Origin of the sequence: Pseudomonas sp. NFX71, assembly GCF_048079215.1 — a bacterium.
GTDB lineage: Bacteria > Pseudomonadota > Gammaproteobacteria > Pseudomonadales > Pseudomonadaceae > Aquipseudomonas > Aquipseudomonas fluorescens_B.
Genome location: NZ_CP182230.1, coordinates 179,004 through 199,110 on the forward strand (window position 1 = coordinate 179,004; position 20,107 = coordinate 199,110).

General features: G+C 60.7%; 21 protein-coding genes. 4 read left to right on the forward strand and 17 right to left on the reverse strand.

The window, feature by feature from the left end; translation table 11 throughout:
* Window positions 1–30: 30 nt before the first annotated feature.
* From ACM1ZW_RS00820 to ACM1ZW_RS00840, 5 genes are all read right to left on the reverse strand, one after another.
* The gene (locus ACM1ZW_RS00820) at window positions 31–1,341 is read right to left on the reverse strand and encodes an MFS transporter (RefSeq protein ID WP_416740013.1); all 1,311 of its coding nucleotides are present in this window, start codon (window positions 1,339–1,341) and stop codon (window positions 31–33) included.
* A gap of 191 nt (window positions 1,342–1,532) precedes the next feature.
* Window positions 1,533–2,681, reverse strand: a complete 1,149-nt coding sequence (dgoD, locus tag ACM1ZW_RS00825) for a galactonate dehydratase (RefSeq protein ID WP_008152275.1) — start codon at window positions 2,679–2,681, stop codon at window positions 1,533–1,535.
* A gap of 47 nt (window positions 2,682–2,728) precedes the next feature.
* Window positions 2,729–3,349, reverse strand: a complete 621-nt coding sequence (locus tag ACM1ZW_RS00830; protein WP_017340085.1) for a 2-dehydro-3-deoxy-6-phosphogalactonate aldolase — start codon at window positions 3,347–3,349, stop codon at window positions 2,729–2,731.
* A 19-nt stretch (window positions 3,350–3,368) separates the two neighbouring features.
* Window positions 3,369–4,361, reverse strand: a complete 993-nt coding sequence (locus ACM1ZW_RS00835; protein ID WP_017340086.1) for a 2-dehydro-3-deoxygalactonokinase — start codon at window positions 4,359–4,361, stop codon at window positions 3,369–3,371.
* A 174-nt stretch (window positions 4,362–4,535) separates the two neighbouring features.
* Window positions 4,536–5,018 (reverse strand): GNAT family N-acetyltransferase, encoded by a 483-nt coding sequence (locus tag ACM1ZW_RS00840; protein ID WP_031319060.1) that lies wholly within the window; start codon window positions 5,016–5,018, stop codon window positions 4,536–4,538.
* Between the two features lie 320 nt (window positions 5,019–5,338).
* Here ACM1ZW_RS00840 and ACM1ZW_RS00845 point away from each other — a divergent pair, with 320 nt between their 5' ends.
* The 4 genes from ACM1ZW_RS00845 (at window position 5,339) to ACM1ZW_RS00860 (ending at window position 7,759) form a co-directional block, all read left to right on the forward strand.
* Window positions 5,339–6,541: an MFS transporter gene (locus tag ACM1ZW_RS00845; RefSeq protein WP_017340088.1), complete on the forward strand. Its 1,203-nt coding sequence runs from the start codon at window positions 5,339–5,341 to the stop codon at window positions 6,539–6,541.
* Window positions 6,542–6,625: 84 nt separating this feature from the next.
* A complete protein-coding gene (locus tag ACM1ZW_RS00850; protein ID WP_017340089.1) occupies window positions 6,626–6,964 on the forward strand; it encodes a hypothetical protein in 339 nt (112 codons plus the stop codon).
* A gap of 46 nt (window positions 6,965–7,010) precedes the next feature.
* Window positions 7,011–7,265, forward strand: a complete 255-nt coding sequence (locus ACM1ZW_RS00855; protein WP_017340090.1) for a hypothetical protein — start codon at window positions 7,011–7,013, stop codon at window positions 7,263–7,265.
* A 101-nt stretch (window positions 7,266–7,366) separates the two neighbouring features.
* Entirely contained in the window at window positions 7,367–7,759 is a 393-nt protein-coding gene (locus ACM1ZW_RS00860) for a Rho termination factor N-terminal domain-containing protein (RefSeq protein WP_416740014.1), read from the forward strand.
* A 128-nt stretch (window positions 7,760–7,887) separates the two neighbouring features.
* On the opposite strand, the gene ACM1ZW_RS00865 is transcribed toward ACM1ZW_RS00860, so the two are convergent.
* The 12 genes from ACM1ZW_RS00865 to ACM1ZW_RS00920 all read right to left on the reverse strand — a co-directional run bounded on the left by ACM1ZW_RS00865 (window position 7,888) and on the right by ACM1ZW_RS00920 (window position 19,986).
* Complete coding sequence (locus tag ACM1ZW_RS00865) at window positions 7,888–8,817, reverse strand: PfkB family carbohydrate kinase (RefSeq protein WP_416740015.1); 930 nt, start codon at window positions 8,815–8,817, stop codon at window positions 7,888–7,890.
* Entirely contained in the window at window positions 8,810–10,276 is a 1,467-nt protein-coding gene (locus ACM1ZW_RS00870) for a purine-cytosine permease family protein (RefSeq protein WP_017340093.1), read from the reverse strand. Before ACM1ZW_RS00870 ends, ACM1ZW_RS00865 begins: the two co-directional genes overlap by 8 nt.
* Window positions 10,277–10,436: 160 nt before the next feature.
* Window positions 10,437–11,435 carry an ADP-ribosylglycohydrolase family protein gene (locus ACM1ZW_RS00875; protein WP_416740016.1) on the reverse strand — a complete coding sequence of 333 codons (999 nt, stop codon included), beginning with the start codon at window positions 11,433–11,435 and terminating at the stop codon, window positions 10,437–10,439.
* On the reverse strand, window positions 11,432–12,145 hold the full coding sequence (locus tag ACM1ZW_RS00880; RefSeq protein ID WP_416740017.1) for a GntR family transcriptional regulator: 714 nt from the start codon (window positions 12,143–12,145) through the stop codon (window positions 11,432–11,434). Before ACM1ZW_RS00880 ends, ACM1ZW_RS00875 begins: the two co-directional genes overlap by 4 nt.
* 115 nt (window positions 12,146–12,260) lie before the next feature.
* Window positions 12,261–13,229, reverse strand: a complete 969-nt coding sequence (gene araH, locus ACM1ZW_RS00885) for an L-arabinose ABC transporter permease AraH (protein ID WP_031319061.1) — start codon at window positions 13,227–13,229, stop codon at window positions 12,261–12,263.
* 12 nt (window positions 13,230–13,241) lie between these two features.
* Window positions 13,242–14,786, reverse strand: a complete 1,545-nt coding sequence (gene araG / locus ACM1ZW_RS00890) for an L-arabinose ABC transporter ATP-binding protein AraG (protein WP_017340097.1) — start codon at window positions 14,784–14,786, stop codon at window positions 13,242–13,244.
* 64 nt (window positions 14,787–14,850) lie between these two features.
* Entirely contained in the window at window positions 14,851–15,855 is a 1,005-nt protein-coding gene (locus tag ACM1ZW_RS00895) for a substrate-binding domain-containing protein (protein WP_017340098.1), read from the reverse strand.
* Window positions 15,856–15,970: 115 nt separating this feature from the next.
* The gene (locus ACM1ZW_RS00900) at window positions 15,971–16,789 is read right to left on the reverse strand and encodes an SDR family oxidoreductase (RefSeq protein WP_416740018.1); all 819 of its coding nucleotides are present in this window, start codon (window positions 16,787–16,789) and stop codon (window positions 15,971–15,973) included.
* A gap of 198 nt (window positions 16,790–16,987) precedes the next feature.
* Entirely contained in the window at window positions 16,988–17,863 is an 876-nt protein-coding gene (locus ACM1ZW_RS00905; protein WP_416740019.1) for an SMP-30/gluconolactonase/LRE family protein, read from the reverse strand.
* A gap of 125 nt (window positions 17,864–17,988) precedes the next feature.
* Window positions 17,989–18,705: a FadR/GntR family transcriptional regulator gene (locus tag ACM1ZW_RS00910; RefSeq protein ID WP_017340101.1), complete on the reverse strand. Its 717-nt coding sequence runs from the start codon at window positions 18,703–18,705 to the stop codon at window positions 17,989–17,991.
* A 96-nt stretch (window positions 18,706–18,801) separates the two neighbouring features.
* Complete coding sequence (locus ACM1ZW_RS00915; RefSeq protein ID WP_017340102.1) at window positions 18,802–19,362, reverse strand: DUF1285 domain-containing protein; 561 nt, start codon at window positions 19,360–19,362, stop codon at window positions 18,802–18,804.
* Window positions 19,363–19,377: 15 nt separating this feature from the next.
* Window positions 19,378–19,986, reverse strand: a complete 609-nt coding sequence (locus ACM1ZW_RS00920; protein ID WP_017340103.1) for a DUF4823 domain-containing protein — start codon at window positions 19,984–19,986, stop codon at window positions 19,378–19,380.
* Window positions 19,987–20,107 lie beyond the last annotated feature (121 nt).

A 20,107-nucleotide genomic window follows, 5' to 3' on the forward strand; every position in this document is an offset into this window, starting at 1 on the left:
GGCGGCATTATGGTCGCCCGACGGCTGCGACTACAACTTGATACGCTCGACCTTCCCGACCAGCAGAATGTAGGAAAGCGCACCGATCAACGCCAGAACCGAGATGTAGGTGATCGCCGGGGCGAACGAATCACCGGTGGCGAGGAAACCGATGACAATCGGTGTGGTGATCGCCGACAGGTTGCCGATGAAATTAAACACGCCGCCGGTCAGCCCCAACAACCGTGCCGGTGCCAGCGTTGAGACCAGCGACCAAGTGATCGAAGCCAGACCATTGCCGAAGAAGGCCAGTGCGAGGAAGGCAATTACCAGCGGCGTCGACTCGACGAAGTTGGCGCCAATGATCGAGGTGGAAATCAGCAAGCCGCCAATGATCGGCAACTTGCGAGCGAAACCCACCGTGTACCCGCGGCGGATCAGGAAGTCGGAGAAAAACCCGGAACAGAGCACGCCGACGAAAGCCGCGAGAAACGGCAGCGACGCCAACAGGCCGGACTTGATGAAGTCCATGCCGCGGTATTTCACCAGGTAGGTCGGGAACCACGTCAGAAAAAACCACAACGTCGAGTTGAGGCAGAACGGACCGAGGTAGATGCCCCACAACTTGCGTTTGGTCAGCACGATGCCAAGGTCGGTCCAGCTGAATTTCGCTTTGGCCTTGGCCGTCTCGGCCTGGATATCCACCAGCCCGCCGCCTTCGCGGATCAGGTCGATTTCAGCGTCATTGGCACCTTTGAAATCCCGTGGTTCGCGATACACCAAGTACCAGATCACCGCCCAGAGAATGCCCACCGCGCCGGTGCTGACAAACACCATGTGCCAGCCAAACTCATGCTGCAACCACGCGAGTACCGGGGTAAGGAACGCCAGGCCAACGAACTGGCCGGAGGTGTAGAAACCAATGGCTGTGGCGCGTTCGCGTTCGGGAAACCAGGTAGTGACCACGCGGCTATTGATCGGATACGCCGGGGCTTCCAGGGCACCGACTGCCATGCGCAACACGAACAGCGCGATGAAGCTGGCGGCGAAACCGAGCATCACCGTGGCGATCGACCACAGCAGCAACGCGACGCTGTAGAGAATGCGCGGCGGGACGCGATCCACCAGCCAGCCGCCGGGGATCTGCATGGCGGCGTAGGTCCAGCCGAACGCCGAGAAAATCAGCCCGACGTGGATCGGGTCGATGCCCAGTTCGCTGGTCAGCGCCGGGGCGGCGATGGACAGGTTGCTGCGGTCCAGGTAGTTGATCACCACGGTGATGAACAGCAGGACCATGATGAAAAAACGCTTGCGGCTGGGCGCCACCAACGACGCCTGCCCGGTGAGGGTTTGCGGTTGCATGGGGATTGCCTCTTCTTATGTTTATTGAGGTCGATGTGAAACTGCAGATCTCCGTGTCCATGGAGATCAAACTGTGGGAGCCAGCCAGCCTGCTGGCGATCGCGGTGTATCAGTCACCATCCATGCCGGATGTGCTGACCGAATCGCCAGCAGGCTGGCTCCCACAGGGGTTGCGATGGGTCAGACAGAACTCACCACTCGGCAAAACTGCCATCGGCATGCCGCCAGATCGGGTTGCGCCAGCGGTGCCCGACCGCCGCGCGTTCGATCACATACTCCTCGTTGATCTCGATGCCCAGGCCCGGACCATTCGGAATCTTCACGAAGCCTTTGTCGTAATCGAACACCCGCGGGTCCTTGACGTAATCCAGCAGGTCGTTGCTCTCGTTGTAGTGAATGCCCAGGCTCTGCTCCTGGATGAACGCGTTGTAGCAAACCGCATCCAGTTGCAGGCACGCCGCGAGGGCAATCGGGCCCAGCGGGCAATGCAGCGCCAGCGCGACGTCGTAGGCTTCGGCCATGTTGGCGATCTTGCGGGTTTCGGTGATGCCGCCAGCGTGAGAAGCATCGGGCTGGATGATGTCGACGTAACCTTCGCTGAGCACGCGTTTGAAATCCCAGCGCGAGAACAGGCGCTCACCCAGGGCGATCGGCGTGCTGGTCAGCGGCGCCAGTTCTTTCAGCGCTTCGTAGTTTTCGCTGAGTACCGGTTCTTCGATGAACATCAGCTTGTACGGATCGAGCTCCTTCATCAGCACCTTGGCCATAGGCTTGTGCACCCGGCCATGGAAGTCCACGCCGATGCCGACGTTCGGCCCGACCGCGTCACGCACGGCTGCGACGTTGGCCAGGGCGAGGTCGACTTTCTCGAAGGAATCGAGGAATTGCAGCTCTTCGGTGCCGTTCATTTTCACCGCAGTGAAACCACGCTCCACCGCCTCTTTCGCTGCACGCGCGGTGTCTGCCGGACGGTCACCGCCGATCCACGAATAGACACGAATCTTGTCCCGCACCTGACCACCGAGCAGATCGCTGACCGACACACCCAACGCCTTGCCCTTGATGTCCCACAACGCCTGATCGATACCGGCCAGGGCACTCATGTGGATCGCGCCGCCCCGGTAGAAGCCGCCGCGGTACAGCACGGTCCAGATGTCTTCGATGTTGCGTGGGTCTTTGCCGATCAGGTAGTCGGATAATTCTTCAACGGCCGCTGCCACGGTGTGGGCACGGCCTTCGACCACGGGCTCGCCCCAACCGGTCACGCCCTCGTCGGTTTCGACCTTGAGGAAGCACCAGCGCGGCGGAACGATGAAAGTGGTGAGTTTGGTGATTTTCATCTCTTCTCTCTCTTGTTAGATGCAGCGCGCTCGGCGCCAAAAAAGTCTTAACGCAGAGCGTTCCATGCAGCGACGTAGGCTTTGGCGTTGGACGCCACCTGCTCCGGCGTCATGCCCGGTTTGAACAGCCCGGACCCGAGACCGAAGCCTTTGACGCCGGCGTCGATAAACACCTGCATATTCTCCGGGGTGATCCCGCCCACCGGCGCCAGAATGGTTCCGGCGGGCAACACCGCCAGCCAGGCTTTTACAACCGCCGGCCCCATTTGCTCGGCCGGAAACATCTTCAGCACATCCGCCCCTTCGGCCAGTGCGGCGAAAGCTTCGGTCGGTGTCGCAACGCCCGGCGACAGGAACAGCCCCGCCGCTTTCGCTGCACGAAGCACCTTGGGATCGCTGTGGGGCATGACGATCACCTGCCCGCCGGCGGCTTTCACTTGCTCGACCTGCTCCGGCGTCAGCACCGTGCCGGCACCGATCAGGCAATCGGCGGGCAAAGTACTGCGCAGGATGCGGATGCTTTCGTACGGTTCGGGGGAATTGAGCGGCACTTCGATGACGCGAAATCCGGCCGCGTAAAGGACTTCTCCGATAGCCGCCGCTTCCTGCGGGCGCAGGCCGCGCAGGATTGCGATCAGGCCGTTTTGCGCCAGGGCTTGCTTGAGCATGTCAGACCTCCAGTCAGGTTTAACGGGATGGATGTGGGGTGACGAGTCCGGCAGCGAGCGCCAACTGCCACAGCCCGCGTTCGGTGGCGTGTTCGGCCAGCGTCACGCGAGCAAAACCGCAGGCGTCGAGGGCCCGGCTGTAGCGGGCACACAGTTGTGAGTTACCGATGAGGATGATTGCCGGCAGATGGACGCTGTTGCGCCGACGCCGCTGAACAGTGGCCAGCGCCGACAGCTCATGACCGATCAACAGGCCGGACAGATAGTCCGGTTGCGCGCTGCCGCTCAACTCGCCGGTCAGCCCGAGGCTGCGGGCGCTGAACAGCGTCGATAACGGGCCGACCTCGCCGTCCACCGACAGGGCCACTTGCACACCCCGGTCGAACGCGTCGCCATCGAAGGATGCGCCGCGCTGCTGAGTGCGTCCCAGAATGCTGTGTTCACTGAGCACGGCGAAGACTTCACCGGTCATGAAGGTATCGAAATGCACGATGCAGCCGTCGGCCACTTCTACCCATTTCGAATGACTGCCCGGCAGGCCGATCAACAGATCACTGCCCGCCCCGCTCGGCAGGTTTTGCAGCACGCCGAGTACCTGGGTTTCTTCACCACGCATCACGTTCGGCAGCCGCGAACGTTGAATCACGCCCGGCACGATGTGCACATCGACACCGCGAAGACTGCGAATGGTTTGTAGGGAAGTTCCGAGATTGGCGACGTTCGCCGGTGTATCGCGGTAGGCCGCTTCGCGCCAGCCCTGCGCGCTGCCAACCATGCCGCAGGCAATCACCGGCAAAGCGGGTTGTTCATCGAGCCAGTCACCGCAAGCCTCGTCAAAGGCCAGTTCAAAACCGTCTGTGCATACCTGACCGTTAATGATTCGCGGCGTCCGGGGCAGCTGCATGATCCCCGATGACAGCGAACGCTGTTCGAGCACCTGGCCACCCGCGGCGAGTTTGTAAGCACGTAATGAGGTTGTCCCCCAATCGAGCGCGATCAATTGCGCCAGCATCGCTTCACCTGTTTTGTTTATTGGCAGTGAGTGAGCTGGACTATAAACCCGAAAGCGGGAAAATCTCAATATATAAATACACATCCCATATTTTGGGATTCTAGCAAAAAAGATCGCAGCCTCGATAGCGCCTACACCTGTAGGCGCTGCCGAAGGCTGCGATCTTTTAAGGATTCAATTGCCCGCGGCAAAATCCCTTAATACCGCGCCATCCATCCGGTACCGAACCCACTCTTCCTGCGGCTGCGCCCCCAGGGATTTATAGAATTCGATGGCCGGCTTGTTCCAGTCCAGCACGCTCCACTCGAACCGACCGCAATCATTGGCGCAGGCGATTTTCGCCAAGTGGCGCAGCAAGGTTTTTCCCGCGCCGCCGCCACGCTGTTCGGGGGTGATGTAGAGGTCTTCGAGGTACAGGCAGTTACTGCCGAGCCAGGTGGAGTAGCTGAAGAAGAACACCGCAAAACCAATCGGCAAACCGTCCCGCAGGCAGATCAGTCCGTGGGCCGTGGCGCCTTCGCTGAACAGACTGCGCTCGATGTCGGCGACGCTGGCGATGACTTCGTGGCGGGCACGTTCATAATCGGCCAGTTCAGTGATGAACCCGAGGATTTGCGGTGCATCGCTGGGGGTCGCCGGGCGGATTTCGATCGTCATGGACGTGCCTTCGTCAAAAGTGGAAAACGCCATACTAAGTCGGCTCGCAGTCTGTGGCGAGAGAGCTTGCTCCCGCTGGACTGCGCAGCAGTCCCTTCCCAGGTCGACCCCTGCCTGCCTGAAATACCGCGTCGCTTGTTTTAGGGCTGCTTCACAGCCCAGCGGGAGCAAGCTCCCTCGCCACAAAAGCTACAAGGCGATCATGTACAGGCATTACTCCGGCCAGCACTAACCCTGAAATCGATAACCTCGGACCTAACATCCGCGCCTCGCATGATAGACAGATGACACTCACCGTTATCGGGTCAAGGAACCGCGTCATGTCCATCGCACCACCTCAAGTCTCCAGCAAGCTGTTCGGCCTGTTTTGCCTCGCCAGCTATTTGCTGTCGCTGTCTTACGGCGCGACGTTTTTGCTGTCGTTGCTGATCGGCTCCCGTGGCGGCAACGAACACGATGCCGGCAGCGTGATTTCGGCGGCGATGCTCAGCACGTTTGCAGCGGTGATTGTCTCTGGGCATTTGTCTGATCTACTCGGGGCGGCGCGTTCGATTGCGCTGTTCGGCGTGCTGCTGGTAGCGGCCAGCCTGGGCTTTGCGCTGACGCCGGGCTTCGGCCCTCTGCTGCTCCTGTTCGGGTTGCTGCTGGGGTTGGGCTGGGGCGTTTTCTACACGCTCGGGCCGATCATCGTCGCGAGCCTGGTGACGCCCGCGCAGCGTGCCAAATATTTTGCGCTGCTGTCGGGCAGCATGATGACCGGGATCGGCAGTGGCCCTCTGCTGGGGCGCGCAGCCAGTGCGCTCGGCTATCCGGTGACGGCGGCGTTTTACCTCGCAGCACTCGCCAGCCTGATCGGCGTTGTACTGTTCTGGCGCCTGGATGCGCAACTGAAAAAGGCACCTTCGCCCACCGCCTCGGTCGCGCGTATTTCCTGGCGTGCAACGGTTCAAGTGCTGTCGTCCAGAGCGGTGTTCCCGATCATCATGGTCGGCCTTGGCGGTTGCGTGTTCGGTGGCCTGTCGAGTTTTCAAACCAGTTACGCGGCGTCTCGCTCTCTGGATTACTCGCTGTTCTTTTTCGGTTTCATGGGCGCGGCGATCAGCAGTCGGATGTTGATTGCCGGGTTGGTGGTCAAGCGCGATCCGTTCCGCACATCCTGCCTGTTGTCGGGGCTGATGACAGGCTCGATCGTGATGTTCGGTTTCGTGGTCGACAGCGGCTTCAGCTACGTGCTGGCCGCGGTGATGCTGGGCGTCGGTTACGGGCTGACGTATTCGGTGATCAACGGCCTGGCCGCGAACGAAGCGCCGAGCGGCACCACTGCGCAATCGTTGCTGTTGTTCAGCCTGTCGTACTTCATCGGCGTGTTCGGTTTTCCGTTGCTGGCCGGACAGATCATCGTTGAATACGGGATGACCACACTGTTGCTCACCGTTCTCTGCGTCGCGCTGCTGAACTGGCTGATCACCGTGGGCCGCTTGCTCTGGCGCCGCTTCAGGGTCAAGACGCCGCAGCAGGCCTGAACCGTTCGTCGTTCATCAGGCACCAACCCGATGGGGGGGCGGACCAATATCAGGTAAGGACTCTAATTAAATGGAGACGACACCATGATCATGTCCCGACTGACCGCCCTCGCTCTCGCTACCCTGCTGTCCTCTGCTGCCCTTGCCGCGAACACCGCCTCCGGTACCGGCCCGACCGACCCGGTGGAAAAACCCAAATCCCCCGCCATTCAAAGCGCACCCGGCATCAACACCAATGGTTCCGGTGTCGATAGCAGCCTGCCGCCGTCCACGGGCACCGACCCGCGGATCCAGGGAAACGACGCGGGCCGTCAAGGTGGCATGAACATGCCCGACACCCAGACACCCGATAACGCCGGCACCGGCATCGGCTCGAAAACCACCACCGGTGGCTCGGGTTCCGAAGGCGGCGCCAGCCAATAAATCGCCCACGCGAGCTGTACCTGTCCACATCCATGAAGAGGTAACCATGAACGTCGATAAAAACCTTGAGAAAGAAGTCCTGACCCGTCTGCTGCACGCCCACCCGAACGGGTTGGGCAAGGAGGTTCTGGACAATTACCGGGGGGAGAAAGTCGTGGCCAGTGCCCTTGCCACGCTGCAGGATCGCGGGTTGATTCAACATGGGCATGTGATCTGCGACGAGACCGGCGAGCACTCGTTGAATTTGCCGATCAAACTCAGCGCGGCCGGGGTTGAGGCGGCGCGCAAGCTGGACGTCTAACCGTGTAGGAGCTGCCGCAGCCTGCGATCTTTTGACGTTGATTCAAGAAGACCAAAAGCTCGCAGGCTTCGCCAGCGCCTAAGAGCAGCAGGAGAAATCCCATGCCTCGTGGAAGCAAAGACAAATACACCGCCGAACAGAAGCGCAAGGCCGAGCACATCGAAGAGACCTACGAGCACAAAGGTGTCTCGAAAGAGGAAGCGGAGGCCCGCGCCTGGGCGACGGTGAACAAGCAGTCGGGTGGTGGTGAGCGCAGCGGTGGTTCCGGGCGCAAGAAACCGGCGAGTGCGAAGGCTGAAGACCGCAAGGAATCTTCGCGGCGTGCGGTAGCCAGTCGTGAAGGTCACCCGCGTAACAGCAAGGCGTCGCGGCAGACGCAGACGCAGACGCAGACGGTGGACAGTTTGAGGAAGGAAGCCACGGCGAAGAAGATTCCGGGGCGTTCGAGTATGCGCAAGCAGGAATTGATCGAGGCGTTGCGCAAGGCTGGGTAAGGGTCAAAATTTATTCAATGTGCGGGCCCTATCGCTGGCAGGCCAGCTCCCACAGTGATTAAGGTGTTCACAGTTTTTGTTTACACCCCGAATCCTGTGGGAGCTGGCCTGCCAGCGATAGAGCCAGATCAGCCGCAGAATGTTTTGCTGATCAGTGCATCCACCTCATCCGCCCCCGGCGAAGTCGCCGGCCCCCAGCGAGTCACTGCGAGTGCCGCCGCCGCATTCGCCCGCCGCGCCGCCTCGCCCGCCGACAGCCCTTGCGCCAACCCAGCCACAAACACCCCGGCGTGCGCATCGCCCGCGCCATTGCTGTCCACCGCCTCGACCTCGAAACCCGGCACAGGCTGACGCTCGCCATGCTGACTGATCCAGCAACCTTGGGGCCCATCGCGAACCACCATCAGCACCTCGGCGGGCAGATAATCGGTCAACCGATCAAGCGCCTCCGCGATGTCCGACGCCCCGGTAAACCGCAGCGCTTCGACACTGTTGCTGGTCCAAATATCGATGCGCGGCAACAAGGCCTGCATCAACGGCGCATCCGGTGACTCCACCAACGGGCCCGGATCGAACACCACGTTAATCCCGGCCGGCAACGCCAGCACCCAATCCACCAGCGCCTGAGCCTTGCCGACATGCAGCAGGCTGTAGCCGCTGACGTAGACATAATCGCCCGCCTCGGCGGGCACACTCGCCAGGTCCTCGGCAGTCACTTCGCCTTCGGCGCCAATGTAGGAAACGAAACTGCGCTCGGCCGAGGCGTCGGTGATCGCCACGCACAATCCGGTATCGCGCTCCGCGCTGTGAGCAATGCCTATGTGGATGCCTTCAGCCTTCATCGCCTCCCGCGCCAGATCACCGAAACGGCCGGTGCCATGCCGGCCGAGGTAAACCACCGGCAAACCATTACGCTGCGCCGCAGCCATCACATTGAAGCCGCCGCCCGCTTCGAAACTGGCGGACTGCGCCAGTACATCGCCGCCGGGCTGCGGCAGTTTATCCACGGCCATGACCAGGTCGATGATGACCTGGCCGGTGTGCAACAGCTTAGGCATGAGCATTCTCGAGCAATGCGGCGCGGCGATCCCTGGCGCCACCGAGTACGAAGTAAATCCCGCCAGCGACCAGGAACGTCACGATCCAGCCGAGGCCGTTGTGGCCCAGCCACGAATCGGAGAGGAACCCGCGGAACCAGACGGTTTGTTCGGTGGTGCCGATGGTGGTGAAGCTGAAACCCAGCACGATCGCCACCGCCCACGCACCGAAGGCGCGCCACTCGACGCCGCCGCGGTACCAGTAGGCGCTGCTCGGGCTGACGTCCAGCAGATCCTTGGGGCTGTAGTAATGACGGTGGATCAGGTCGACGACGAAGATCCCGACCCACGCCGTGATCGGCACGGCCAGCAAGGAAATGAAGGTAATGAACGGGCCGTAGAAACTGTCGGCGATCAGCATGAAGTAAATCGAACCGGCGAAGATCGCAACGATGTCGACCACCACGGCGTAGACGCGCTTGACCTTGAGGCCCAGGGTCAACGTGGTCAAACCGGCGGAGTACACCGACAGGTTGTTCGACAGCAGCAAGCCGCCGAAGGCGGTGATCAGGTAAGGCACGGCCATCCAGGTCGGCAGCATGTCGCGGATCGCAATGATCGGGTCAGTGGCCGACGCCAGGTCATTGTTACCCACCGACAGCAAGCCGCCGAGGGTGATCAGCAACACCAGCGGAATCCCCGCACCGAATGCGGCCGAGGCCACCAGGCGCACGGCTTTGACGCTGCGATGCTGATAGCGCGACATGTCGGCACCGGCGTTGGCCCAACCGATCCCGGTGCCGGCGGCCATGGTGCCGACGCCGATGATCATTGCGCTAAGCGGTGCAGGCGTGGCGTTGAACACGGCACTCCAGTCGATGGTGGCGCAAAGGAAACCGCCGACCAGAATGTTCAGCGCGCCGAACACGTAGGTCGCCCACTTCTGAATCACCAGCAACGTCGCGTGCCCAAGGCCAGACACCGACAACGTCAGCAGCACGAAAATCGCGATGAACACCAGGGTCAACATCGGCGCACTTTTGGCCTCCACTGGAGAGCCGAACAGGATCGAGCACAACGACAACAACACGAAAGCGGCGGTGGTGGTATTGACGGTTTCCCAACCCAGCCGCGACATCAACGAAACCAGGGTCGGGCCGATATTGCCGCGCACACCAAAGATCGCCCGCGACAGCGTCAGGCTCGGTGCGCGACCACGGCGACCGGCGATGGAAATGATCCCGACCACCGCGAAAGAACCGGCAGCGCCGAGGATCGCGACGATGATCGCCTGCCAGATCGCCAACCCGCGAAACGCTACCAGCGTGGCGCCCAACGGCAGGCCGAGGATGGAAATGTTGGCAGCGAACCAGACCCAGAACAGTTGCAGCGGATGACCGTTGCACTCTGCTTCCGGCACCGGTTCGATGCCACGGGTTTCCAGTTGCCCGGCACTTTGCCCGGCGTTCGATGAACTCATGTGAAATGCTCCTGTTGCCTTTGTTGTGGTTATGGGCAATGACGGAAGACGAAAACAACAGCCCGGCTGTCCTGGCCAAGTCAGTGCGATCCATTGCGGGTGAAAAATTCAAACAAGCGGCGCAGCCATCGCCGGCAAGCCAGCGATGGCGCCAGTCCGGTCAGCGAAGAGCCAACAGGCCTTTTACCAACGGTTCCAGCGCCAACGAGTTAACGGCTTTGACCTTGTCGATCATCCCGACAGGCCAGCTCTCAAGCCCCAGACAGGCCCCCAGCATGGCCCCCAGAATCGCCGCGATGGTGTCTGTGTCGCCGCCAAGACTGGCCGCCATGCACACAGCTTCGAAGGCATTCATCTCACCGATGGCCACTTGTTGGGCCAGGGCAAACGAAACCACCACCGACTCCTGTGACGCCACCGAAGTGCCGATCACGTCGTACATCAAGTCCGCCAGCAGCGCCTTGTCACTGTCGACGCTGATCGTCCGCGCCCAACTGATGCGCGAGGCGATGCGTCCGCCCGCGACCCAGTGGCCGTGACTTTCCGCTTGCAGAGCGATCTGCTGGCCGAGGTTCAGCGCTTCGCCCAGGACCATGCCGTTGATGCCGGCGGACACCACCGCCGCCACCGCCGCCGCGCTGGAAATGCCCAGCGTGGTGTTGTGAGTGACCTGGCAGGCCTGCACCACGGCGCTGATGAAACGCTCGGGATCGCTGACATCCGCCGAAATCCCGACCGGCGTGATGCGCATCGCCGCGCCGTTGGTGGTGCCATAGCGCCCCGCTTCTTCCGGCGACTGGCCGGCGAGAATCATCTCGATCGCCCGTTTGGTCGACGGGCCGAGCAAATCCTGTGAGTCCTTGGCCTGCATTGCGGCTTCCCATTCGATCAACCGCTGGGCCAGCACCGACGGTTCGATCTTGCCTTTGCCGTCGATCAACAACTGACCGACCAGAATGGCCTGTTCGGTGTCGTCGGTGATCGAGCCTTTGGGCATGTTGGCCGCGATGGGTTGATCGGGACCAGCGTCTTGCAGATCGGTGATGTCGCCAAAGCGCGCCTTGATTTCAGCGCGGCTCAGGGATTGGGTCGGCATGCCCAGCGCATCGCCCAGGGCCAGTCCGTAAAACGCGCCCAGGGCACGATTGAACGCGGTCATTGCGGGTTTCCAAATTGCAGGTGCAGGCGAAAGTGCACCGGATCGAGCAGGCTTTCGACTTGCTCCATGAAGCGGTGTTGCCGGTCGTATGTGGTGCGCAAGGCTTTGAGGAAAACCGTACCGACCGGGCGGCCGAGCAGTTCGGCGTCTTCGGCGTTCAAGGGTTCGGCGCCGATCCATTGATCGCCGCGCTCGCCGATGTAGCCGTACGCGGCCAGGGTGATGGTCAGGGAATTGTCGATCAGGCCGACACGCGGCAGGCTTTCCAGGCCTCCGGTGGCGGGCATCAATGAGCGTTCGAGGGAAACCAGCTTGCCGTCGGTGGAACGACGTCGGCGGTCGAGGGTGATGAACTGGTCGGTGCCGAAACGCGGAAGCAGGTCAGGACGGGTTACCGCCTCGAGCCGCAGCACTTCGGTATTGATCAGCGCCCCGTTGTCGGCCAGGGCCTGCGCCCAGCCGCTGCGCTGATCAAGCACCACGCCGTCGAAGGTGACGATGGAACCGACACCGCTTTGCGTCGCGATGTAGTGGCGCCGTTTCAACTCGGCCAGGGCTTCACGCAGCGTGCCGCGGCTGACTTTGAATTCTTGAGCCAACTGATGCTCGCCCGGCAGTAAAAAACCGTCCTCCAAGAGGCCGCTTTCAATGCGCCGGATGAGTTCGTCGACCACCCGTTGTTTCTTGTCAAATCGTACCTGTCTAATCATGTACAAACTGATAACCGAAACGGGTTGTAGCAGGCAAGAAATATTTAGGGGAAGTGACGGAAGGAATGCATAACCGTGGCGAGGGAGCAAGCTCCCTCGCCACGAGAGACGGGTGTCAGCGTTGTTTGAGGCGGTCGATGACCACGGCCAACAACAGGATCGAACCGCGAATTACATACTGATAAAACGTATCGATGTTCTTCAGGTTCATCGCGTTCTCGATGATTGCCAGAATCAACACCCCCGCGATCACATGCCGGATCATGCCGATCCCGCCACTCAGCGACACCCCGCCGAGTACGCAAGCCGAGATCACCGTCAGCTCGAAACCCTGGCCGATCATCGGCTGTCCCGAGGTCATACGCGAAGCCAGGATCACCCCGGCCAATGCCCCGATCACGCCATGCACGGCGAAGATGATGATCTTGGTCCGGTCAACGTTGACCCCGGCCAGCAGCGCCGCTTCCTGGTTGCCGCCGATGGCCATGGTGTTGCGCCCGTAGGTGGTGTAGTTCAGCAGCCAGCCGAAAAACAGGAAGCAGACGATGGTGATCAGAATCGGCACCGGCACCCCAAACAACTGGCCGTTACCGAAGACGAAGAACGACTCTTGCGACACGCCCACTGCTTTGCCATTGGCAAAAATGTAGGCCAGACCGCGAACGATCTGCATGGTCGCCAGCGTGGTGATCAACGCATTGACCCGCAACTTGGCGATCACGATCCCGTTGATCAGCCCGACGATCAGCCCCATGAACAGCGCCGCCACCACGCCGAGAAAAACGCTGTCGGTGTCGCGCATCACCACTGCCGCCACCACGCCGGCGCAGGCAATCACCGAGCCCACCGACAAGTCGAAATGCCCGGACGCCAGGCAATACAACATGGTGCACGCTGCGATCCCGGTGGTCGAAATCGCCAGGCCCAGCCCGCGCATGTTCAGTGGTGAAAGGAAGTTGTCGATCAGCAAAGTGCAGAGCACAAAGATCCCGACAGCCGCCAGCAGCATGACCCAGTCATCGAGAAAGCGCCGCAGGTCCAGAGGTTTGCGCTGGGTGGGCAGAGCGTTGTTTTGGGTTGTCATCATAGTCACCTCTCAGTTCGCCACGCCGTCAGCGCGTTGGCGCGGCAAAGCCAGTTGCAGCAGGTTGGATTCGTTGGCCTCGTCACGGGACAGTTCGCCGCGCATCGCCCCTTCGCAGAGCACCAGGATGCGGTCGGAAATACCCATCACTTCCATCAGGTCGCTGGACACCACGATCACCGCGATACCGCTTTCAGCGAGGTTATGGATGATCTGGTAGATCTCGGCTTTCGCACCGATGTCGATGCCCCGAGTCGGTTCGTCGAGCAGCAGGATTTTCATCGGCATCGACAGCCAGCGGCCGAGAATCGCCTTCTGCTGATTGCCGCCGGACAGGTACATGATTTTCTGTTCAGCGCTCGGTGTTTTTACTTTCAGCGCCTTGATCTGCTTGTCGGCGTTGCCTTTCTCCCACAGTCCGCGCAACAGGCAACCGAAGGTGGAGTGGGCGCCGCGTGCGCTGATGTTGATATTCTCGGCGACGCTGGAGAGCGGCATGATGCCCTCCTTCTTGCGGTCTTCGGGGCACAGCAGAATCCCCGCCGCAATCGCATCCCGGGGGGAGCGCAGTTTCAGTTCATGCCCGCGCAATTCCAGGCGCCCGGCGGTGTTGCGCTCAAGGCCGCTGAGTATGCGGAACAGTTCGGTACGACCGGCACCGACCAGGCCGAACAACCCCAGAATCTCGCCTTTGTGCGCGTCGAAACTCACCGGCTCACGCAAGCCCGGCCCGAGCAGACCGTCGACCCTCAGCGCCACGGCGCCTCGCTTGCGCGGGCGATAATCGTAGATGTCCTGAATGTCGCGACCGACCATGCACGTGACCAACTGATCATGGGTCAGCTCGCTCATGTCCTCGAAGGTGCGTACGTAGCGGCCGTCCTTGAACACCGTCACCGCGTTACAGATGCGGAACACTTCTTCCATGCGATGGGAGACGTAGAGCACCACTTTGCCTTCGTCGCGCAGGCGCCCGATGATCGCCATCAAGCGATCGATCTCCCGCGCCGAAAGGCTGCTGGTCGGCTCGTCGAATGCGATCACATGCGCGCCACGGGACAACGCCTTGGCGATTTCCACCAGTTGCCGTTGCCCCAGGGACAGGCGCCCGACTTTCTCTTGCGGGTCGATTTCATCGGCCAGCCCTTTGAGGCAGGCCAACGCTTGCTGACGCAGTGCGCCGCGATTGATCAGGCCGAAACTGGCGGGCAGATGACCGAGGAACAGGTTTTCCGCCACGGTCATTTCCGGGACCAGGTGCAACTCTTGATGGATCACCGCCACCTTGTTGCCGATGCTGTCGGCGGTGGACTTGAAGACCATCGTTCGCTCGCCGATCTGCAGGTCACCGCTGCTCGGCGTATAGGCGCCGCCGAGGATCTTCAGCAACGTCGACTTACCGGCACCGTTCTCGCCCATCAAGGCATGAACCTGTCCCGGATGGGCAACGAAGCTGATGCCGTCCAGCGCCTTCACCCCGGGAAAGGTCTTGCCGATCCCGTTGAAGCGCAGGCTGCCGCCGACGCTGTCGTGTTGTGTCTGTACTTGCGCGTGCATAACCCACCTCATCAACAGATCAGGCAACCCCGTCGCCAGGGCTGCCGATGAAATCAACCGCGCCTCAGTTCCAGAGGCCGATCTTTTCCAGTTCCTGCTTGAAGTTGTCACGCGTGATCAGGGTCACGTCGTCCATGGCGGTGTATTTCGGCGGTTCTTTGCCGGTGGTGACCCACTCGTACATCATGCTCGCGGTGTTGTAGCCCTCGATGTGCGGGCTCGGCAGCATCGAACCGAAGAAGCCGCTGTTGGGCTTTTTCAGTTCGCCGATGGCGTCGGTGCCGTTGATGCCGATGCCAATCACGTTGGCGGCGGCAAAACCGGCACTCTCGGTAGCGCGCACGCCGCCCAGTACGGTGTTGTCGTTCATGCCACCGATGATCAGGTTTTTCGCCGCGCTCGGCAGTTTCACCAGCGCCGAGTTGGTGGCGTCCATGCTGCCCGGCACGTCTAGGGTTTTCAGCGCCGAAAACAGGATATGGTCTTTCGGCATGCCGGCGTCTTCCAGCGCCTTGACCGAACCGTCGGTGCGCTTCTTGCCGGTGTCGAGTTCGTTGTAGGTGTTGATGACCGCGTAGGTGTCTTTCCAGTCCCAGCCGCGTTTTTTCGCTTCAGTGGCCATCGCCGCGCCCTGCTTCTGGCCGACTTCGAACGCTGCCATGCCCAGGTACGGGACGTCTTCCATGAACTTGCCGCTGGCATCGACAAAACGGTCATCCACGGCAATCACTTTCAAACCGTTGAGCTTGGCTTTGGCCATGATCGCCGGACCGAGGGACACGTCCGGCGGGCAGATCACAAAACCCTTGGCGCCGTTGGCGGCCAGGCTGTCGATGGCGGAAAGGGTCTTCTCGCCGTCCGGTACGGCGATCTTGATGACTGTGAAGCCTTTCTCTTTGCCGGCCTTTTCGGCGAAGGCCCATTCGGTCTGGAACCAGGGCTCTTCCGCCTGCTTGACCAGAAAACCGATCTTCACTTCCTCGGCCGCCAGCAACGTACTGCTCAGGCTGACCGCGGTGACCGCCAAAGCGGCACAGCACAGGGAACGGATCCCACGACGACGATTCATAAGCTGACTCCTTGTTATTTTTTTTGAGCGTTAATTTGAAAGCCGGTGCAGCAAATAGTCATATCATATGATGATTGGATTTCAAGCGGAATTCCGCGCCTGAAATGCGTTTTGCCTAGTCGTGATACATCACCGAGCGACCTCCATCGATGGTGATGCACGATGCGTTGATAAAGGGCGCTTCGTCGCTGGCCAGGAAAACCGCAGTCATCGCCACTTCAATCGGCTGGCCGATGCGCCGCGGTGGATGCAGATCGAGAGCGCGTTGGCGCTCGGCGTGCGGGTCGGCAAAACCGTTCCAGTAATCGACGTTCAGTTGGGTTTCGATGTAGCCCGGTGCGATGGCGTTGACGCGAATGCCCTTCGGCGCATATTCGATGCCCAGCGCGCGGGTCAGGCCCAGCAGGCCGTGCTTGGCCACCGGGTACGGGAAGCAGCCCGGAATGATGTGCGTGGAATGGGTAGAGGCAATGTTGATGATGCTGCCGATGCCCTGCTCGATCATTTGCGGCAGCACCGCTTTACAGCCGAACCAGGCGCCGTCCAGGTCAATGGCGAAACAACGACGCCAGTCTTCTTCGGTCATTTCCAGCGGATCGCGGAACACGTTGACCCCGGCGCAGTTGATCAGCACGTCGATGCGGCCGTGCAGGTCGACTGCCAGTCTGGCCATGGCGTGCAAGTCTTGCTGATTGGACACGTCAGCCTTTATCGCCTGAACATCAAACCCCTTGTCTCGCCAATGCGCCGCGACGTGTTCGACTTTCTCACCCTGGATATCACTGATGATCAGCCTGGCCTGCTGGGAGGCGAAGGTCGCAACAATCGCCTCGCCAATGCCCTGCGCCGCGCCGGTCAGCAACACGACCTTGTTTTTCAGGCGCTCACCCTTCGGTGGCTCGGGCACCGCTGGCAGGGAAAGAGGTTCACCCATGAATCAGAACTCCTTTTCGCGGGCACGACAAAAACCGGGCATCTGTCGATGTCCGGCCAAAAAGCTTTGTGGAAAATAGCTGCATCACTTCACCTGTTTTGTTTTTTTAAGTGTGAGTGCGTGTAACTGATGGAGCCGACTATAAACCCGACCGCCAAATAATCTCAATATATAATTTTACATCCCATATTTTGGGATCTAACCAGCAAATCTCGTACAGGTTTTTCCGGACACATCGACCTGAAGGGACAACACCGCCCCGTCCAGCGGATGGTTGAGCGGGCTCGCAGCGCTGGTGATGTAGAGGGTTTTCAAGTCCGGACCGCCAAACACACAACTGGTGGGGCGGCTGACCGGCAGCTCGATCACGCGATCGACCTGACCATCTGGCGTCAACCTGAGCAGGCAACTGCCGTCCCAGCGAGCACTCCAAAGGCAACCCTCGGCATCCATCGCCGAGCCGTCGGGGCCGCCGCGTTCATGGGGGCCGAACCAGACTTGCGCGGGCTCGAGGCCGCCGTCGGTGCGAATGAAATGCTGATAGAGCGTGCCATCCAGGCTGTCGGCGAAATAAAGCGTGGTGGCGTCGTCACTCCATAGCAACGTGTTGGGAATGCCCAATCCGCGAAGCAGCGGCGTGACCCGGGCATCGCGGTCAATTCGAAACAAGCCGCCGGACCGTCGCACGATGGGCAGGTCTTCGCCGTTTTCGCCGATGTTGTTCTGCATGGTGCCGAGCCATAGCCGGCCCTGCGCATCGCAACGGGCTTCGTTGGCGCGATTGCCGGGTTGCGGGTCGGCGACGCAGAACAAGCTCAATCGTGGCTCAAGTCCCGGTGAATCGAGATCGAGCCGGTACACACCACTACTCAACGTCACCAGCGCATCGCCGCTTTCGCAGGGAATGAAGGCTGACACGTGCTCGGGCATCTGCCAGATTTGCACGTTGGCGCCGACCAGGCGCAACGCTTGTTTACCGGCAATATCCACCCAGTACAGCGCCTGCGTCGGCGCATCCCAGAAGGGGCCCTCGCCCAGGTGTGCACGGTGCTGGGTAACTGCAGTCCACTCCATGAAACCTCCTTCTTATTGCTTTTATGTGGGAGCGAGCCTGCTCGCGATTGCGGTGGGTCAGGCGAGATCAATATTGAATGTGCCAGCCTAATCGCGAGCTGGCTCCCACAAGGGGTCTGTGTTTTTTATCCGGCCTTTTTATCGGCCATGACTTTTGGGTAGAAACGTTTGATGGCCAGGTCGGCGTTGTCGATGAGCGTCATGCAGGCCCACACTCCGCGCGCGGCATCGCGAGCGGCGATGGCATCGGCCATGTCTTTGTGAATCGGTAATGTGCGGCGCAACTCGTCCGGGTCAGCCGCGGAGACTTCGAAAGACACCGCCAGCAACGCGCCGAGGGCCGGGACCATTTGTTCGATGAATTGATTGTGGCTGGCCGCGAGAATGCACTCGTGGAAGAACTGGTCGGCGCGGTTGTAATCGATGCCGCTGTCTACCGCTCGCTCCAGCGCGTTGTAGGCCTGAAGCACTGCTTGCACCTGTTCGACGGTCGCTCGCTCGCAGGCCCAGCGCACGGCCATCGGCTCGATGGTGCGGCGCAGGTCGAGCAGGTCGTCGACGAAATTTTCCGGCAAGCCGCTGCGGGAAAGCCAGCCGACGACCTGCGGATCGAAGAGGTTCCAACGCCGCACCGGCAATACTCGCGTGCCAACCTTGGGCCCGACTTCGAGCATGCCTTTGGCGACCAGGGTTTTGATGGCTTCGCGGATGACCGTGCGACTGACGCCGAGTTGCTCGCCCAGATCGGCTTCGACCTTGAGGGTTTCGCCGGGTTTTACCTGGCCCGTCGCAATCCAGCAACCCAGCCAATCGACCGTCGATGCGTGAAAACTGCTGGACATGGGCACCTCAAAGCCGTTCGCAATGGGTGCCCACGCTAATCATCATACGATTGGGTGTCAATTTGATTTTCAGGGAAAAGCAAAATCTTGTGTGTGTTACGGCTCCAGGCCGATGGGGAAGAAGATGCCGCCGCTCCACACGCCAAGCCAGCGCTGCCCATCGATCTCGCGGGTCACCGCCAGTTCCACCAATTGGTAAAACACATTGCGATGGATCAGCGCTTCAAGGTTGGTGCGCACATGCACATACGGCGCTGGCTCTTGTGTCACCGGATCAATCACTACACGGATCGCATGTTCCGCACCGGCCTCGGCGGTTTCATCGACGTTGGTGGTAAAGCGCAGGACTTGTGCTTCGCCCTCGCCTTCCACCTCCACGGCGATGGCCACGAACGGCGCATCGTCGACCTTGATGCCGACCTTCTCGACCGGGGTGATGAGGAAATAATCATCGCCGTCGCGGCGAATGATGGTGGAGAACAGTTTGACCATCGGCTTGCGTCCGATCGGCGTGCCCAAGTAATACCAGGTGCCGTCGCGGGCGATGCGCATGTCGATGTCGCCGCAGAAGTCGGGGTTCCACAAGTGGACCGGTGGCAAGCCTTTGGTCTTGGGGATCTGCCCCAGAAGGTCGTTGGCTTTTTGCGGGCCACTCATGGCGTTCTCCTTGGATTACTGGTCGCTGAGCCCCAGCAGGCTGCGCGCATATTGTTCCAGCGGCGGGCCCATCAGGTCTTCTGGCTTTTTGTCGTGGAACGTCAGTAAACCGCCACGACTCTTGATACGTGCAGTATCAATCAAATACTGGGTACTGGTCTCGATCAACATGATCTGAATCACGCCGGTGTCGATGCCGAGGCGATCCACGGCTTCCTGATCGAGCCATTCGTCCGAGTTGCCGATGCGGTCATCCGACTTGGCGAAACGGGTATAGAGCAGGTAATGCGCGCCGACTGCACGGGCTTCGCCCATCGCCTGATCGAGGCCTTCCGGCGCACGCGCACGGCGGACCATCGGGAAATATTCGATAAAGCCATCGAAGGCGACTTCGGCAATCACGTTAGGACGCGGGTAAACCGCGCTGCCCGGCGGAGCAAAGGCGCCCTGGGCGATATAGACGAACGAGTCCGGTTGAATGCGCAGATTGTTCACGCGGCGACTATCGCTGTGGTCAAGCAGACCCGCGTCACTCATGTGGTAGCGAGTCCCTTCAGCCAGATCGCTGACATTCATGCAGCCACCAAGCGCCAAAACGGCCAGCAGCAAAACCAGGCTACGCATCCTACCCTCCAGAGGCCGGTGACGGAAAACCGGCGAATGGCCATGGGATGCAGCTTCCGCGCCAGTCTTCAGGAGTGCGAACATTTGTGGCGAGGGGATTTATCCCCGTTGGGCAACGAAG

Excerpts from the sequence above, each read along its gene's own strand:
- ACM1ZW_RS00820 (WP_416740013.1), bottom strand. The coding sequence starts at position 1,341 with ATGCAACCGCAAACCCTCACCGGGCAGGCGTCGTTGGTGGCGCCCAGC.
- dgoD (WP_008152275.1), bottom strand. The coding sequence starts at position 2,681 with ATGAAAATCACCAAACTCACCACTTTCATCGTTCCGCCGCGCTGGTGC.
- ACM1ZW_RS00830 (WP_017340085.1), bottom strand. The coding sequence starts at position 3,349 with ATGCTCAAGCAAGCCCTGGCGCAAAACGGCCTGATCGCAATCCTGCGC.
- ACM1ZW_RS00835 (WP_017340086.1), bottom strand. The coding sequence starts at position 4,361 with ATGCTGGCGCAATTGATCGCGCTCGATTGGGGGACAACCTCATTACGT.
- ACM1ZW_RS00840 (WP_031319060.1), bottom strand. The coding sequence starts at position 5,018 with ATGACGATCGAAATCCGCCCGGCGACCCCCAGCGATGCACCGCAAATC.
- ACM1ZW_RS00845 (WP_017340088.1), top strand. The coding sequence starts at position 5,339 with ATGTCCATCGCACCACCTCAAGTCTCCAGCAAGCTGTTCGGCCTGTTT.
- ACM1ZW_RS00850 (WP_017340089.1), top strand. The coding sequence starts at position 6,626 with ATGATCATGTCCCGACTGACCGCCCTCGCTCTCGCTACCCTGCTGTCC.
- ACM1ZW_RS00855 (WP_017340090.1), top strand. The coding sequence starts at position 7,011 with ATGAACGTCGATAAAAACCTTGAGAAAGAAGTCCTGACCCGTCTGCTG.
- ACM1ZW_RS00860 (WP_416740014.1), top strand. The coding sequence starts at position 7,367 with ATGCCTCGTGGAAGCAAAGACAAATACACCGCCGAACAGAAGCGCAAG.
- ACM1ZW_RS00865 (WP_416740015.1), bottom strand. The coding sequence starts at position 8,817 with ATGCCTAAGCTGTTGCACACCGGCCAGGTCATCATCGACCTGGTCATG.
- ACM1ZW_RS00870 (WP_017340093.1), bottom strand. The coding sequence starts at position 10,276 with ATGAGTTCATCGAACGCCGGGCAAAGTGCCGGGCAACTGGAAACCCGT.
- ACM1ZW_RS00875 (WP_416740016.1), bottom strand. The coding sequence starts at position 11,435 with ATGACCGCGTTCAATCGTGCCCTGGGCGCGTTTTACGGACTGGCCCTG.
- ACM1ZW_RS00880 (WP_416740017.1), bottom strand. The coding sequence starts at position 12,145 with ATGATTAGACAGGTACGATTTGACAAGAAACAACGGGTGGTCGACGAA.
- araH (WP_031319061.1), bottom strand. The coding sequence starts at position 13,229 with ATGACAACCCAAAACAACGCTCTGCCCACCCAGCGCAAACCTCTGGAC.
- araG (WP_017340097.1), bottom strand. The coding sequence starts at position 14,786 with ATGCACGCGCAAGTACAGACACAACACGACAGCGTCGGCGGCAGCCTG.
- ACM1ZW_RS00895 (WP_017340098.1), bottom strand. The coding sequence starts at position 15,855 with ATGAATCGTCGTCGTGGGATCCGTTCCCTGTGCTGTGCCGCTTTGGCG.
- ACM1ZW_RS00900 (WP_416740018.1), bottom strand. The coding sequence starts at position 16,789 with ATGGGTGAACCTCTTTCCCTGCCAGCGGTGCCCGAGCCACCGAAGGGT.
- ACM1ZW_RS00905 (WP_416740019.1), bottom strand. The coding sequence starts at position 17,863 with ATGGAGTGGACTGCAGTTACCCAGCACCGTGCACACCTGGGCGAGGGC.
- ACM1ZW_RS00910 (WP_017340101.1), bottom strand. The coding sequence starts at position 18,705 with ATGTCCAGCAGTTTTCACGCATCGACGGTCGATTGGCTGGGTTGCTGG.
- ACM1ZW_RS00915 (WP_017340102.1), bottom strand. The coding sequence starts at position 19,362 with ATGAGTGGCCCGCAAAAAGCCAACGACCTTCTGGGGCAGATCCCCAAG.
- ACM1ZW_RS00920 (WP_017340103.1), bottom strand. The coding sequence starts at position 19,986 with ATGCGTAGCCTGGTTTTGCTGCTGGCCGTTTTGGCGCTTGGTGGCTGC.